Source organism: Salinivibrio sp. ES.052, from assembly GCF_900141775.1.
Classification (GTDB): Bacteria; Pseudomonadota; Gammaproteobacteria; order Enterobacterales; family Vibrionaceae; genus Salinivibrio.
In genome coordinates this window covers 663,087-677,070 of the sequence record NZ_FSRI01000001.1, presented here as the reverse complement: position 1 = coordinate 677,070, position 13,984 = coordinate 663,087, and the positions used below count along the sequence as shown (strand labels likewise).

The window sequence follows — 13,984 nt, the reverse complement described above, 5'->3', positions numbered from 1 at the left end:
TTCGCAGTTGAACCCGCGACTCACTAGTTGTTTACGAAAAAAATGCATTTATGGTTGATATAATCAAACCCAATGCTGGTGCAAACAAACATAGAATTGCAAGAACGAATAGCAATAGAATACGTTTCCAAGACTTTGCTGCTTCTTGGGAAAATTTAACTGTCAACCAAGAATCCGAAGCAACTAACATTGTATCTTCCTGATTCTTTATATGCTTCTGTTTGTCATAAAGTGACATAAGCTAGACTCCACCTACCTACAGATGCTAGCACACGAGAGTCGGTGCTAGCTCCTGATGTTTGCTACGCGACGCGTACACCTACTTTTTCCAGTTTTTGACGGATGCTGTCGATTGACTCGTCATATTCCCAGTACATCATACGACCGTGCGATCCAGTCACTAAAAGATATTGCTCACTAACAGACTGCAGCCTCTCGATCGCAACGAGCTTTGTGACGTACTGCTCCTCATTCACTGTTTCTGTAATTTCTTTATGATTCTCGTCATAACCGTGAACGATAATCGCTGTCTTGACATTTACCTCTAGGTATTGCATCTATTTGATTTCCTTGCCTTATTGCATAAAAATGGCATGAATCCCCCTCTTACAACGCTGTCATATTAAGATGAGGCTTTGCATCTCGAGGTGAGACATATCACTATTTTTGGCGTTGCACTTTCTATACGCCAGTCTGTGCTCAAGTGGTGGATGACATCGTAACCATCAACTTCAATCAGCCTAAAGCTACCTTTTGAAGAAAAGGAACAAGTCCAGCGAGATCTCAATGATCTCGTTATAGCGGCCTAACAACCCCCACAAAGCTTGTCGATGATTCAGTCAAAGTCGTCTTTTTCCAATCTGCGTAACGTTCTACTAACTGCAGACCGTGTTGCTCAAGGCGATCGCCTATCTCGTCAATTGAACGATATTTCAGCTCGATATAGCTTTGATATTGCATACCATTTTCATATTCTCTTCTTACACGATGCAACATCGTATTACTTAATGTTGGGTGCCTGCTGTCCAAACCATATACATCGACGTTTTCTCCGCTGTAACTCGTGTAGGAAGACCAATATTCGTAATTATGTGTTTTTTCAAAGTACTTAGGACATGGAAGTCGACAATCAAATACAAAAAAACTATTTCCGTGCATGTGTTTTTTTACATTTTCGAGCATGGATGGAAGGTCTGTATCTGAAAGAAATGCTTGAAAGGCATTTCCCGTCATAATAATCAGATCAAAGACGCTTTTTAAGTCGAAACTTACGGCATCCTTTTCATAAAACGTGACATTACTAATATTTGATGACTTAGACTTCGCAAAATCAACCATTGAACGAGAAAAATCAATACCTACTGCATGAGATAACTTCTTTGATAATGGAATTGTTGCTAGGCCAGTCCCGCAGCAGACATCTAGTAGGGATAAGATATTTCGATGAAGCATTAAATCCTGAAAGAACGATATTTCATCCGAATAGTAATTACCATACTGGGCATCGTATTCCTCACCTGACCAAAACTCACTTCTACTCTGCTTCAAAAACTCTTTCCCTTGTACTTGAAAGTAATGTGGGGCTCGTTACCATTCTTCTCTGTGGAAAAAGGAGAAACGCAATAGTAAAGAAACCGTATACTTTTTTATATCTATCACTAATGCCAACGCACAAGAAAAATGCCCAGCATTACAATCTAATAAAAAAGCTTACATTACTAATGTTGTATATCACATGACCATATTATGATGTACGTTTTACAGCAATCACTGAAAAAATATGCCAATGCTTAGGGGCTCCAACCATTGTCGCGCCAGGCTCATCACGTTCTTTGAAACTGACTATTTCAAACTCTTCAAATAAGAGCTCAACTTGTTCTTTACTCAACGGAGCCGTCGGTAACCGAAAATTCGTTGCCCAAGTATCTCTAGGCCCCATAAAATCACCTACAAAAACACCACCAACCGCGATAGAAGAAGCAAGTTTTCGCCATGTATTTTTAAACTCTATCGGATCAGCAAAGAACAAACTTGAGTTTGCTATCACTATGCCAGTAGAAGGATAATTGAAAGACTCAAATGAGCACTCTGAAAGTTTAACCAGCGGCTTTGAACTAAACCTTTCTGAACATATCGCAATAGAGTCTGGATTAATATCAAAGCCATACACCCGATAGCCTTGCTGCTCTAGATACGCTATCTCACTTCCGGTTCCACAACCGCAATCAACAGCGGTTTTCAGTCCAGACTGATCCAACTCAATGGCGAGTTCAGTGCGTGAATTGTGGGGGCGTAACAATGATTTTTCGTAGTACTGACGCCAAGTTGCTGAAGTATCATCCATAACGTTCAATATTCCAATAAAGTGAGCCAAATTAAGGTGTGAACAACGCTTATCCCTTAGCTAATCCACTGTACGTAAGTACCAAAGCTGATTAAAACTGAAAATGCCAGGCGCTGAAGATTTCTCTTAAAAACTTTGCCAGTTGCGTTCTAACCACTCCGAACGCAGCATCCCATATTTAACTGAATCGTAGTACTTGCCCTCGTAGTAACGAACTTTCCGCAATCTAGCTTCTTGTTGGAAACCTAATTTCAATGCTAGCGACATCATGCGAGGGTTACCCGACCAGGTTGTCATACCAACACGCTCAATTTCTTTAGTATTAAATAAGTACGAAACCCAGAGAGGAATGGCTCGTGCTGCGATACCCTTCCCCCAATATGCTGAATCATAGATGATAATACCAGCTTCAAGCCAGCGAGTTTCTTCACATTCCCAGTAACAATTCACTGTCCCAACAGGTACATCATCTACAGTGACTAACCGTAAGTCTGAACCATTTAATAATCTTTGAAATGAAGATTTCTCAAACTGTTCTAGTGATGGATGTGAGTAAGGAAAGTAAGGGCCATTAAACTTTGTCCATTCATCGTTTGAAACAACCAAAGAATGGAGGAATTCCAGTTCGTCTTCCTTGGCTGGTCTTATATCTACTTTCATATGTTCCTTAATACTTCGCGATTCTTTGTAGCAAACTAACGAATAACATGGATTCCACCTCGTGAAGATCTGCCACACTTAGGTGCGGCCTTTAGCTCCGCAAGTAACCATGTCTACTCAGTTCTTTTTCAGCGTTGTTCTCGCCAAGCATCACTTTTCTCTTCACGCGGTGGATGACCACGGAAAAGTCATTCTCCATAACTCGTTCTCACGCTCCTGCGTGGGAACGGGAAGTAATGTCTAATGGCCCTGTCACAGGGTTGGCTGGCAGCGGTGTGACCGCAGTAAGAGATCTTCTATATGTGTTTGCCGTAAGCAATGACTTAATGGCGGAACTGACAGAACGAAGTAGACGACTTTGTTGCTCGAGAGCATTGGCTGCTGGCGCAACCAAAAAAATGCTATCGCCTATTGACCGGAGAAGGGCTCATATGTGTTATGGCGTTCCACTCAACGTTAGCTCTTGTATGTCAATTTGGTCTACTTCCCTGCCCAATATCCGCTTGTACTCGACTAAACGATGTACTGGGATAACTGGCAACTCGATACCTTGATAATCTTTAATAACTGATTCTGAGAAGTAAATTTCAAACTGGTACCAAGAGCCATCTTGACATGATTGTATCTTAGTATTTTCAGACAAACCGATTTCAATTTTTTGATTTTGGTAAACCAATTGGAAATACTCTAGATCCCAACCATATTCGGCATAATGAGTTAACGGTTTGGATATGTATTTTGCTACATGCGATAGAACTTTGTCTGCGTCTGAGTTTCGAATATAAAGATCTACATCTGCAATTTCCCGACTTCCACCATGAATTGTTGCTGCTAATCCACCTACTATTTGATACTCCACAACCTCTGCATCCAAGATCTCTTTGAGCCACTGCAAAACTACTTTAACTTTATCACTCATCTAGTTCCCTTAGCTAAATTTTGCCCTGCGCCATAACGCCAAATTAAGATGCGAACAACGCTAACCACCTGCCTAAAGCATTGTGCCATAAACACTAAACTTGCTTGAAGCGAGAGTGCCTAGCGTTGTGAATCACCCTTAAATTTTATTGTTATATGCGTACTAAACATTACCACTGCAAGACGAGTTAAAGGAAAACATACGCACTTCATCACGTGGAAACCAACCTAGTTTCTCATAGAAATATTGAGCATTCAGGTTTTCATTGGCGACAAATAAGTGAGTTTTAGCTATACCAATTTTAGATAATGCATCGACCGCTGAAGATATTAGTTTGACACCAATTCCTTTACCTCGACAATTCGGGTTTACAGCCAAATGTTGCACGTAACCTCGACGACCGTCTGTACCCACTAAAATTGCACCTACAATAGTGTCACCATCTACAGCGACAAAGCTGAGATTGGGGTTACGTTCTAAGTATTTGCCTATGTTTTCTCTAGAGTCTGCATCACGCAGCAACATAACTTCTGTTTCAGACCATAACTCAATAACTTGAGAGTAATCTGAGATATCCATTTCTCTAATCAATGCCATTTTCCCTCTAAGCACATAACGCACGCTTAAACTGTGAGTGAACGTGTACCAAAATTGGAGCTAAGCGAAAGTGGCGCGCGTATGCAAATCAGATTTAAATCGTTTTTTATGTTCATGGCTCAAAATTCATGACAATTTCTTGGTCTATCTTAGACACCTGTTTAAAGCCAAACTTCTCGTATGAGGCGATAGCAGCATCATTGTTAACGTAAACCGTTAGTTCTAGCTTGCCTTCTCGCCTCGAGCTTAAAATTGAGCAAGCTTTAGACAACAGCTGTTGCCCTACTGATTGTCCACGAGTACTCGTTGACACATACATTTGAACCACTTCTAAAGAATCACCACTACCGGTAGGAATTAAGCCACATAAACCAACAAGTTGACCATTTTTGAAAGCACCGATCATCACGTGAGTCTCACACTGTTCCTCAATAAGCTTTTCAAAGAACAACTTAGGAAGCTGTGACTGTTCTTCGTAGGATGAACCAAAGGACTCAGGGTACAACTTCAGACTTTCCAGTCGCAAATCACGATACATATGACTGTCTTTAGAACTCAATATTTTGCAACAAATTTCCATATCTCCTCGTGTGAATATAACGAATAACATGGATTCCACCTCGTGAAGATCTGCCACACTTAGGTGCGGCCTTTAATACCGGAGGTAACCATGTCTACTCAATTCTTTTGTGGCGTTGATCTCGCCAAGTACCACTGTTCTCTTCACGCAGTGGGTGAACGCGGAAAAGTTATTCTCCATAACTCGTTCTCACGCTCCTGAGTGAGAACGGGAAGTAATGTCTAATGGCCCTGTCATATGATTGGCAAGTAGCGGTGAGACCGCAGTAAGAGACCTTCTATATGAGTTTGCCGTAAGCAATGACTTAATGGCGGAAATGACAGAGCGAAGTAGACGACTTTGTTGTTCGAGAGCATTGGCTGCTGGCGCAGCAAAAAAATGCTATTGCCTATTGACCGGAGAAGGGCTCATATGTGTTAGGCGAATTAGTTGATCCAGAATATTGGCTTGATTAACCACGTGACTTGCCCTGCTTTCTGTGTTTTTAAGATCTGAGATAAGCACTGTCGAAATACCTACTAGTTGAGCTCCACGAATATCGGCAATTTCACTATCCCCAACCATAATGCTATTTTTCGCCAAACTCCCAACACTTTCTAATGCAATTTCAAAAGCCTGACGGCTAGGTTTCCTATAGCCAATTTCTGAAGACCAAATTATGCTATCGAAATATTTAGCCAGTCCTCGGTTTATTAAGTCACGTTGAAACACTTCTGTACTACCCGTTACATTAGACAGCAATATGAGTTTTGTCCCCTGATTATGAAGAGCTTCAAGTAGGGGGATTGAGTATTGATAAAGACGACCGCTATCTACAAAGTGATTCAAATGTTTCAAACCAATCGATTTGTCAAATTCTAGTTTGTACTCATGAAATGCCTTTTGCCATACATCAATCCAATTTGGTTGCTCCACTTGTTCGGGTATATACAGCTCTTGAATACTTCGCTCTATCAAATCACCAATTTTCTCAGCATGCTGCGATTTAAGAATGGCTTTCAACGAACCTGAAAGACTACCCATTTCACACAAGGTATTTCCATAATCAAAAATCACTGTATCGTACATCTGAACCTCTTCACCTAACGAATGACATGGACTCCCCCTCTTGAAAATCTGCCACACGCCACACTTAGGTGCGGCCTTTAATACCGGAGGTAACCATGTCTACTCAATTACTTTGTGGCGTTGATATCGCCAAGCACCACTTTTCTCTTCACGCGGTGGATGACCACGGAAAAGTCATTCTCTATAACTCGTTCCCACGCTCCTGCGTGGGAACGGGAAGTAATGTCTAATGGCCCTGTCATATGATTGGCAGGCAGCGGTGAGACCGCAGTAAGAGACCTTCTATATGTGTTTGCCGTAAGCAATGACTTAATGGCGGAAATGACAGAGCGAAGTAGACGACTTTGTTGTTCGAGAGCATTGGCTGCTGGCGCAGCCAAAAAATGCTATTGCCTATTGACCGGAGAAGGGCTCATATGTGTTATGAGGCAACTTGAAGCGTCAAAGAAAGGAAGTTTTCATCGCTTTCAGTCACCTGATAGCCAAGGGATTTGTAAAACCTTACCGCAGGCTCGTTTCTAGTAAAACTTGATAAGGTTACGCAACTACGCCCTTGCTCACGCGCCATTTCGTGAATCATGTTCATGACCCTTTCACCCAGTTTCTGATTTTGAAATTCAGGAAACACAATGAGTAAATGTACATGAAATGCGTTTTCGTAAGGCTTGAAGCATAGCATTCCAACTTGCGTGTTATTGAGATAAACCCAGTGAAACCAATGCGGCTCGTAGTCATTTTTTAAACGATTGACTTGGAAGTCATCACACCAGCCAAAGACGGCATCAACATGCGAATAAAGTCCCTGTTTCACAACAGAGAACAGACTTTCAAACTCATCATTTTCTATTTGTATTAGTTGAATATCCATATGCCTCATAACGCTCCGCTAAACGGCGAGCGCTAGCGAGTCCGGTGGAGGCCACGCTTTTTTGTGGCCGGAACGAATTTGAGCGGCTTGTTATGGTGCGAAAATATTGCCATTAGCATCAAAGCCATAGCCTTTAATTTGTCCATCAGTGATAAACCGTATTATTTCACCGCTAGAATCTTTTAGAACAAACCGACACTTACTGTTATCCGTTATTTCCATGGTTTCATGCACTTCAGCATGCGGAACTTCATACTCAAGACCTTTCAATTCCGCTAATACGCTATCAATATAAATGTAATGGTCTTTGAGAACGAAGGAGCCGTGAGCGGACTTTGTATCAGAATTTACTTCCCCATAGTTTTGACTTGTAAGTTCCTGAACAGAAAGTATCTCATTCCCAGAACAATCGTAAAATTTCTCTAAATTTAGACTGTATTGATACTCGCTTTCACCTTCTGCAACCAATGCTTTACAAGCTTCAATGCCTGCCTCTGTTAGGTGAGGTTTCCACTTAGCTTGTTGAGGGTGAGGGATAATGAAGTGCATATGGATCACGATTGTTTGTATAGTCCCTTCTTCATCTCGCTCGGTACTGGGCCTAAACTCAAATATATCTATAGGCTTCCCCGACGGGAAGTTTTCGCTTGCTGCCGCATATTTCTTTGCGGGATCCGTATAACCGGTTGCTGAAAAGAATTTTCCTTTGTTTATATCCGGAAGATCAGGAAGCGCACCTACAAGTTTTTGCATATCACCTCGACCCACTTTCTTGTTTTGAATAGTGTAGTCTTTTGCCTCACCCATTGATTTGTCTGAGCCATCTTCAGACAAGACGTCAATCTGATAGAGAGAATTTGAGAATGCGCCTCTAATTTTGTCATCATGCTTCACATCACCTTGGCTCATCAGATGTTCCGCAATGCAAGCTAGCATTTCATATGCTGTTCCTGCCTTGTTGGGAGCTTCACCAAATATCTCTTTAAACATTTCATCTATAGGTGACACTGAAACTCCTTAGCACCATAACGCCGCCAACACGCGCGTATTTTTTGTGGAGCCGCAGGCGGAACGAAAAATACGTCGCGGTGCTTGGCCTTGTTATGAGCAGCGGCTATCACGGCTCAGTGATTGAGGTTTTAAGATAAGCGTATACATGTACGGCATCGTTATCTCCACCGCCATCACCACCATCGCAACCGTGCTCTAAGAATGCTTTCTCAACAGCTCGCGCGGCCTCATCGCTCACACACTTTCTATGTATAAACCAATGTTCCTTTTCCGGTACCTTGTGGTCGCCATGGAGTCGATTATTGATGTTTTCAGTGATGCCACAATACCACTTTGAAAATGCACCTCCCTGCTGCTTAATGTGGGCCAAAATCTCGTCATATGCTTCTTGTGCTGACTTCGACATATCTATGCTCCCTCATTGAATGAACTCATAACATTGTATTAGTGTGCGTGCTCGATTTGCCAAAATCGTTATACGCCCTGTTTTATTCATAACCTCATGATACGCATGTGGTTTTTCCATCTATCTCATCAAGCTCTCTTCGGTGATAGTGTGCATGCCGCCTATCCCGGTTGAGGTATTCACATTATCCCCGCGCTTGTACTTTTAACCGATTGATTATTCGTGTTTTTTATTTTTTCGCCTAGGGAAAGTGTGAATCGGTCATGAGAAAGCGTGCATCCATGTGGGCGCTTTTGTTGCGTTCCACGCTACCGCCCTTCGGTTAGCGGCGTCCAAAAGGCCATATAAAAGGAAGAAATATAAAGGGTTAGAATACCAGAGTGCCGAATAGCTGTTTAGACACAAGCGCCTAAAATGTTGGCAAGGTCAGGGTTTGAGTGTTTGCGGGGCATGAACGAAAAAAGCCGCTGATTTCTCAGCGGCTTTTCGGTGTTTGGCGGAGGGATAGGGATTTGAACCCTAGAAGGGCTATTAACCCTTGCCGGTTTTCAAGACCGGTGCTTTCAACCGCTCAGCCATCCCTCCAGAACGGGGCGTATAGTAGAGGCTGCTTAATCTGATGTAAAGTATCTTTTTACTTTTTCATGCTTAAGCGCTTAAATTATCAGCAAAACTCTATTTTAATAGGTTTGATCCGACTCTACCCCGTCGTCTACTTAACCAAAACGACCATTGATATAGTCAGACGTTAGTTTGTGTTCAGGGTCATTAAAGATTTTTTTCGTGGTATTAACCTCTACCAAGCTGCCAAGGTGAAAATACGCAGTGCGGTCGGATACTCGCGCGGCTTGCTGCATAGAGTGCGTGACAATCACAATGCTAAAGTTTTTCTTCAGATCGGCAATCAGCTCTTCAATGATACCAGTCGCAATGGGATCGAGTGCCGAGCATGGCTCGTCCATCAAAATAACCTCAGGCGCGACAGAAATGGTGCGCGCGATACATAGGCGCTGCTGCTGGCCCCCAGATAAGCCAGTCGCTGGCTGATCAAGGCGATCTTTCACCTCATTCCAAAGCCCGGCACGGGTCAAAGATTGCTGCACCAGCTCATCCAAGTCAGCTTTATGATCGACTAAACCGTGGATCCGCGGGCCATAGGCAACGTTGTCATAGACCGATTTGGGGAACGGATTAGGACGCTGAAACACCATTCCAACTTGCGAACGTAGCTCGACGATTTCACTGTCGCGGTGGTGAATGTCTTCACCATCCAAAATGATATCTCCCGTCACCTCGCAGCCGGGAATAGTGTCATTCATACGATTTAAGCAACGCAAAAAGGTCGACTTGCCACAGCCTGATGGACCGATCATCGCGAGCACTTCTTTCTCGCCAATATCGAGACTCACGTTTTTAATCGCCGGCTTAGATCCGTTGTCATAATTAACGAACACGTTTCGTGCCGTCATACGGGGTGTATCGACAAACGGAATGCCACAGGTTTCGCTCGGTGCTTCTGTGCTTTGTGGTGCCGCTTTCACTACATCTTCAGTCATGGTTAGGTTGTTCATTGTTGTCGTCGTCATGATTCTCTCCCGACTTACCAGCGCCGCTCTAGACGCTTACGCATAATCACGGCACAGGCATTCATAAACGCTAGGAATGCCAGCAATACCATGATTGCACCAGAGGTGTTTTCGACAAAGCCCTTTTCAGGGTTCTCTGCCCATAAGTAAATTTGAACCGGCAAAGCCGTCGCTGCATCAAGGGGCCCAGAGGGGATATCCACAATAAAGGCCACCATGCCAATCATCAGTAGCGGTGCAGTTTCGCCTAGTGCTTGCGCCATACCAATAATCGTACCGGTTAGCATGCCAGGCATGGCAAGTGGTAAGACATGATGAATCACCATTTGCATTTTAGACGCCCCCACCCCCAATGCCGCGTCACGTACCGAGGGCGGGACGGCTTTAATCGCAGAGCGGCTTGAAATAATAATGGTGGGCAGTGTCATTAACGTCAGCACCAAACCACCGACCACCGGTGCCGAACGTGGCAAGTCGGCAAAGTTCAAGAACACGGCCAACCCCAGCAAACCAAACACGATCGACGGCACCGCCGCGAGGTTATTAATGTTGATTTCGATGATTTCAGTCGCACGATTGCGCGGCGCAAATTCTTCCAGATAAATCGCAGCGGCCACACCAATGGGGAAGCTTAACGCCAGTGTCACCAGCAAGGTATAGAAAGAACCCACGGTCGCGCCCCAAATACCCGCGAGCTCTGCATCACGGCTGTCACCATTGGTGAAAAAGCGCGTGTTAAATACGGTACGAACACGATCATCATCTTTGAGTTGGTTGAACCAGCCAATATGCTTATCTTTAAATTGGCGATAAGATTCTGGCAGGCTACCGTCAATATTGCCTTTGTTGAATTGGTTGACGTTATCGCCTGCCAATGCCCAAATCTCGATTTTTTGACCAACCAGCTCTGGATTAGCGGCGACACGATCACGCAAATCATATTCGGCTCCTGTCGATAAGAAACGGAATAAATCACGCTTGTCACCGCGAGCGGTCACTGCTGGCATCGTCTCAAATATTGCGTCAGCCAGCACCGAGCGGTAACTCAGGTATTTAAGCGTCTCATCGTTCAGTGGCTCTCCCTCGATCCCAAGATTTTGTTCACTCAGATCGACTGTTAGACGGATTTCCGTCGTATAAAATGCGGTATATCCTTGTGACACAATCGAGCCAATCAATAGCACCAAGAAGGTAAACGCCAGAAGAATAGAACCGATCCCGTACCAACGGAAACGTCCTTCTTTTCCGCGGCGCTTTTCTAGACCGGCTTTCACCCTTGCGCGCTTTTCCTGCGCAATTTTTTCGATTTTATCAGTCATATTGCTCTCGATATTTCTTCACGATGCGTAGCGCAACAAAGTTGAGCGCTAGCGTCACAACAAATAGCGTCAGACCCAAAGCAAACGCAGCCAGGGTTTTAGGGCTATCAAACTCCTGATCACCGACTAATAACGTTACGATTTGAACCGTTACCGTGGTGACGGAGTCCAATGGATTTGCGGTCAAATTAGCAGACAGTCCCGCCGCCATCACCACAATCATGGTTTCGCCAATCGCGCGTGATACAGCCAATAGCAAGCCACCAACAATCCCAGGTAACGCTGCGGGGATCACAACCTGACGCACCGTTTCGGAAGGGGTCGCGCCTAACCCTAACGAGCCGTCACGTAGCGACTGCGGCACGGCTGTGATCACATCGTCAGATAGTGATGATACAAACGGGATAATCATGATCCCCATCACTGCACCAGCAGCCAATGCGCTTTCCGACGACGCACTGGTAAAGCCAATGACCTCTGCGACGTCGCGAATAAACGGTGCCGCGACCAAAGCAGCAAAAAAGCCATAAACCACGGTTGGGATCCCAGCGAGGATTTCTAGAATAGGTTTTACCACACCACGAATCCGTGGCGACGCATACTCGGCCAAGTAAATGGCGCTCATCAGTCCTACAGGTGCGGCGATACACATCGCAATAAAGGAGATCATCAAGGTGCCAGTGAACAGCGGGATCGCGCCGAACGAACCGCTTGCCGCTTGTTGATCCGCTCTCAGTGCAATTTGTGGTGACCACTCAGTACCAAAGATAAACTCAGTGACGGGGATCATTTGGAAAAAGCGCAGCGCCTCGAATAACACGGAGAGCACAATGCCCAACGTGGTTAAAATCGCGAGAGTTGAGCAAAATAACAAAAATCCCTGCATCACGTTCTCGACTCGGTTACGGGCACGAAGTCGCAGACGCAGTGAGCGCCAACCAAACGCCAACCCTGCTAACGCCAGCGCCGTCATCGCGGTAAAGCGCAATGTCGTGCCAAGGTTATTCAAGGCTTGGTAATGGTCAGCCGCTGCTAACAAGACAGCATCGTCAGTTTGGGTGATGCCACGGGCAATGTTACCAACTTGGCTATACAGCAAATCGGCGTTACCGAACTGCGTAATATAGGTGTCGGAAATTTGTGCCATCACCAAACTGTGGATCAAGTTAGGTTCTATCGCTTGCCACAACAATAAAAGAACCAGTGCCGGAATAGCCGCAAGAATTGCGACATAAGAGCCATAATAGTTCGGTCGAGAGTGAAGCTTACTTAATCCACCGGCCATGTCAGCCAGCTTGATTGAGCGCGCTCGAGCAATAAAGAAGCCAGAAATTGCAATAATAGCAATGACGGTCATCAGCATAGGTGTTGTCATTGTTCCTCCTGAACACGCACAAAGGTGGCACCTCTTATGTGCCACCCTTTCGTGTTCACACTGCGCTTACAAGTTAGGGTTAAGGTTAACCGCTGCAGTGCGTACGCTGTCCCATTCTTGGCTCGCCAATGGGATAAGTCCACGGTCAGCCAGGTAGCCCATGTTGCCGATAGCATCTTCCGCCGTGAAGGCTTTAACATAGTCTTTAAGACCAGGAATGACGTTCTCATGTGCTTTCTTCACGTAGAAGTACAATGAGCGCGAGACTGGGTAGTCTCCGCTGCCAATGGCATCAAAGGTAGGCAATACGCCTGCAATTTTTGAGCCTTGTACCTTGTCTGCGTTTTGCTCTAGGAAGCTGTAACCGAAGATGCCAAGTGCGTCTGGGTTGGCTTCAAGCTTCTGTACGATAAGGTTGTCGTTCTCACCCGCTTCAATGAAAGCACCATCTTCACGCATGCCGTGACAAATCGCTTTAAACTTGTCTTCGTTGCTGTCTTCCAATGCTGCTACTTCCGGATATTCCGAGCAACCCGCTTCCATGGCCAGCTCAACAAAGGCGTCACGCGTGCCAGACGTTGGTGGTGGACCGAGCACCTCAATTTTGGTGTTCGGCAGTGATGGGTTCACGTCTTTCCACGTGTCATTCGGGTTATCGATAAAGTTGCCGTTACCATCAGGTACGGTTTTGGCCAACGCGGTATAGATGTCTTTCAAGCTGACGTCGTACTGTGGCGACACTTTAGAGTTAGCCAACGCGATACCGTCGTAACCAATTTTGATTTCAACAATGTCGTCAACACCGTTTGACTTACAACGGTCGATTTCCGAGCTTTTGATTTTTCGTGATGCGTTAGTGATATCTGGGGTGTTTTCACCAACCCCTGCACAGAACAGCTTTAAGCCGCCGCCTGAACCGGTTGATTCGATTTTTGGCACTGAGTATTGCGACGTGCGACCGAAGCGCTCAGCGACAACAGTAGCAAAAGGGTAAACGGTAGAAGAGCCAACGATGCTAATGTAATCACGGTTTGCGGCCGTTGCGCTACCTGAGGCCAGCACGGCCATTGATACTGTCGTAGCTGCAAAGAGAGCTTTAAGTTTCACATCAACCTCCAAGTCGATTGTTTAAGTTAGTGCTGTGCAAATCCAATCATCTACACATAACGAAGAACTCGGTTAACGGGGAGACACATTAAGAGCACAAAGTGACAGTTCCTTGATGCAATGATGAAGGTTTAATGACAGCGG

At 44.9% G+C, this 13,984-nt stretch carries 15 protein-coding genes, 1 tRNA gene and 3 pseudogenes; 3 read left to right on the top strand and 16 right to left on the bottom strand.

Annotation, left to right across the window (positions count from 1 at the left end; all coding sequences use genetic code 11):
- Positions 1-302 precede the first annotated feature (302 nt).
- The 4 genes from BUQ98_RS03185 to BUQ98_RS03170 all read right to left on the bottom strand — a co-directional run bounded on the left by BUQ98_RS03185 (position 303) and on the right by BUQ98_RS03170 (position 3,004).
- Positions 303-557, bottom strand: a complete 255-nt coding sequence (locus tag BUQ98_RS03185) for a hypothetical protein (protein ID WP_074212458.1) — start codon at positions 555-557, stop codon at positions 303-305.
- Positions 558-795: 238 nt separating this feature from the next.
- On the bottom strand, positions 796-1,548 hold the full coding sequence (locus BUQ98_RS03180) for a class I SAM-dependent DNA methyltransferase (RefSeq protein ID WP_074212457.1): 753 nt from the start codon (positions 1,546-1,548) through the stop codon (positions 796-798).
- Positions 1,549-1,744: 196 nt separating this feature from the next.
- On the bottom strand, positions 1,745-2,344 hold the full coding sequence (locus tag BUQ98_RS03175; RefSeq protein WP_074212456.1) for a class I SAM-dependent methyltransferase: 600 nt from the start codon (positions 2,342-2,344) through the stop codon (positions 1,745-1,747).
- 126 nt (positions 2,345-2,470) lie between these two features.
- On the bottom strand, positions 2,471-3,004 hold the full coding sequence (locus BUQ98_RS03170; RefSeq protein WP_074212455.1) for a GNAT family N-acetyltransferase: 534 nt from the start codon (positions 3,002-3,004) through the stop codon (positions 2,471-2,473).
- Between the two features lie 109 nt (positions 3,005-3,113).
- Between BUQ98_RS03170 and BUQ98_RS17265 the strand changes: the two are divergent.
- A pseudogene (locus BUQ98_RS17265) lies at positions 3,114-3,221 on the top strand (IS110 family transposase); the annotation flags it as partial.
- 219 nt (positions 3,222-3,440) lie between these two features.
- Here BUQ98_RS17265 and BUQ98_RS03165 read toward each other — a convergent pair.
- The 3 genes from BUQ98_RS03165 to BUQ98_RS03155 form a co-directional block, all read right to left on the bottom strand.
- Positions 3,441-3,923 (bottom strand): MazG-related protein, encoded by a 483-nt coding sequence (locus BUQ98_RS03165; protein WP_074212454.1) that lies wholly within the window; start codon positions 3,921-3,923, stop codon positions 3,441-3,443.
- Between the two features lie 162 nt (positions 3,924-4,085).
- Positions 4,086-4,520, bottom strand: coding sequence for a GNAT family N-acetyltransferase (locus BUQ98_RS03160; RefSeq protein WP_074212453.1), 435 nt, complete (start codon positions 4,518-4,520; stop codon positions 4,086-4,088).
- Positions 4,521-4,632: 112 nt separating this feature from the next.
- Positions 4,633-5,130 carry a GNAT family N-acetyltransferase gene (locus BUQ98_RS03155; RefSeq protein WP_254813865.1) on the bottom strand — a complete coding sequence of 166 codons (498 nt, stop codon included), beginning with the start codon at positions 5,128-5,130 and terminating at the stop codon, positions 4,633-4,635.
- 60 nt (positions 5,131-5,190) lie between these two features.
- Between BUQ98_RS03155 and BUQ98_RS17110 the strand changes: the two are divergent.
- Positions 5,191-5,298 (top strand): annotated as a pseudogene (locus BUQ98_RS17110) (IS110 family transposase); the annotation flags it as partial.
- 183 nt (positions 5,299-5,481) lie between these two features.
- On the opposite strand, the gene BUQ98_RS03150 reads toward BUQ98_RS17110, so the two are convergent.
- Positions 5,482-6,168 (bottom strand): HAD family hydrolase, encoded by a 687-nt coding sequence (locus tag BUQ98_RS03150; RefSeq protein WP_074212451.1) that lies wholly within the window; start codon positions 6,166-6,168, stop codon positions 5,482-5,484.
- A 95-nt stretch (positions 6,169-6,263) separates the two neighbouring features.
- Here BUQ98_RS03150 and BUQ98_RS17190 point away from each other — a divergent pair.
- A pseudogene (locus tag BUQ98_RS17190) lies at positions 6,264-6,371 on the top strand (IS110 family transposase); the annotation flags it as partial.
- Positions 6,372-6,589: 218 nt separating this feature from the next.
- On the opposite strand, the gene BUQ98_RS03145 reads toward BUQ98_RS17190, so the two are convergent.
- The 8 genes from BUQ98_RS03145 to BUQ98_RS03110 all read right to left on the bottom strand — a co-directional run bounded on the left by BUQ98_RS03145 (position 6,590) and on the right by BUQ98_RS03110 (position 13,840).
- Positions 6,590-7,045 (bottom strand): GNAT family N-acetyltransferase, encoded by a 456-nt coding sequence (locus tag BUQ98_RS03145; RefSeq protein ID WP_074212450.1) that lies wholly within the window; start codon positions 7,043-7,045, stop codon positions 6,590-6,592.
- Between the two features lie 81 nt (positions 7,046-7,126).
- Entirely contained in the window at positions 7,127-8,044 is a 918-nt protein-coding gene (locus BUQ98_RS03140; RefSeq protein WP_074212449.1) for a restriction endonuclease, read from the bottom strand.
- A gap of 109 nt (positions 8,045-8,153) precedes the next feature.
- Complete coding sequence (locus BUQ98_RS03135) at positions 8,154-8,453, bottom strand: hypothetical protein (RefSeq protein WP_074212448.1); 300 nt, start codon at positions 8,451-8,453, stop codon at positions 8,154-8,156.
- A gap of 494 nt (positions 8,454-8,947) precedes the next feature.
- Positions 8,948-9,038, bottom strand: a tRNA-Ser gene (locus BUQ98_RS03130).
- 131 nt (positions 9,039-9,169) lie between these two features.
- On the bottom strand, positions 9,170-10,024 hold the full coding sequence (gene pstB, locus BUQ98_RS03125; RefSeq protein WP_371515111.1) for a phosphate ABC transporter ATP-binding protein PstB: 855 nt from the start codon (positions 10,022-10,024) through the stop codon (positions 9,170-9,172).
- Positions 10,025-10,053: 29 nt separating this feature from the next.
- A complete protein-coding gene (gene pstA / locus BUQ98_RS03120) occupies positions 10,054-11,358 on the bottom strand; it encodes a phosphate ABC transporter permease PstA (protein WP_074212446.1) in 1,305 nt (434 codons plus the stop codon).
- Positions 11,351-12,733: a phosphate ABC transporter permease subunit PstC gene (gene pstC / locus BUQ98_RS03115; RefSeq protein WP_074212445.1), complete on the bottom strand. Its 1,383-nt coding sequence runs from the start codon at positions 12,731-12,733 to the stop codon at positions 11,351-11,353. The genes pstA and pstC overlap by 8 nt, the downstream gene beginning before the upstream one ends.
- Before the next feature lie 66 nt (positions 12,734-12,799).
- Positions 12,800-13,840 (bottom strand): substrate-binding domain-containing protein, encoded by a 1,041-nt coding sequence (locus tag BUQ98_RS03110; RefSeq protein WP_074212444.1) that lies wholly within the window; start codon positions 13,838-13,840, stop codon positions 12,800-12,802.
- Between the last annotated feature and the right edge of the window lie 144 nt (positions 13,841-13,984).

Coding starts and splice junctions, on each gene's coding strand:
- BUQ98_RS03185 (WP_074212458.1), bottom strand. CDS start 557: ATGCAATACCTAGAGGTAAATGTCAAGACAGCGATTATCGTTCACGGT.
- BUQ98_RS03175 (WP_074212456.1), bottom strand. CDS start 2,344: ATGGATGATACTTCAGCAACTTGGCGTCAGTACTACGAAAAATCATTG.
- BUQ98_RS03170 (WP_074212455.1), bottom strand. CDS start 3,004: ATGAAAGTAGATATAAGACCAGCCAAGGAAGACGAACTGGAATTCCTC.
- BUQ98_RS03165 (WP_074212454.1), bottom strand. CDS start 3,923: ATGAGTGATAAAGTTAAAGTAGTTTTGCAGTGGCTCAAAGAGATCTTG.
- BUQ98_RS03160 (WP_074212453.1), bottom strand. CDS start 4,520: ATGGCATTGATTAGAGAAATGGATATCTCAGATTACTCTCAAGTTATT.
- BUQ98_RS03155 (WP_254813865.1), bottom strand. CDS start 5,130: ATGTTATTCGTTATATTCACACGAGGAGATATGGAAATTTGTTGCAAA.
- BUQ98_RS03150 (WP_074212451.1), bottom strand. CDS start 6,168: ATGTACGATACAGTGATTTTTGATTATGGAAATACCTTGTGTGAAATG.
- BUQ98_RS03145 (WP_074212450.1), bottom strand. CDS start 7,045: ATGAGGCATATGGATATTCAACTAATACAAATAGAAAATGATGAGTTT.
- BUQ98_RS03135 (WP_074212448.1), bottom strand. CDS start 8,453: ATGTCGAAGTCAGCACAAGAAGCATATGACGAGATTTTGGCCCACATT.
- pstB (WP_371515111.1), bottom strand. CDS start 10,024: ATGAACAACCTAACCATGACTGAAGATGTAGTGAAAGCGGCACCACAA.
- pstA (WP_074212446.1), bottom strand. CDS start 11,358: ATGACTGATAAAATCGAAAAAATTGCGCAGGAAAAGCGCGCAAGGGTG.
- pstC (WP_074212445.1), bottom strand. CDS start 12,733: ATGACAACACCTATGCTGATGACCGTCATTGCTATTATTGCAATTTCT.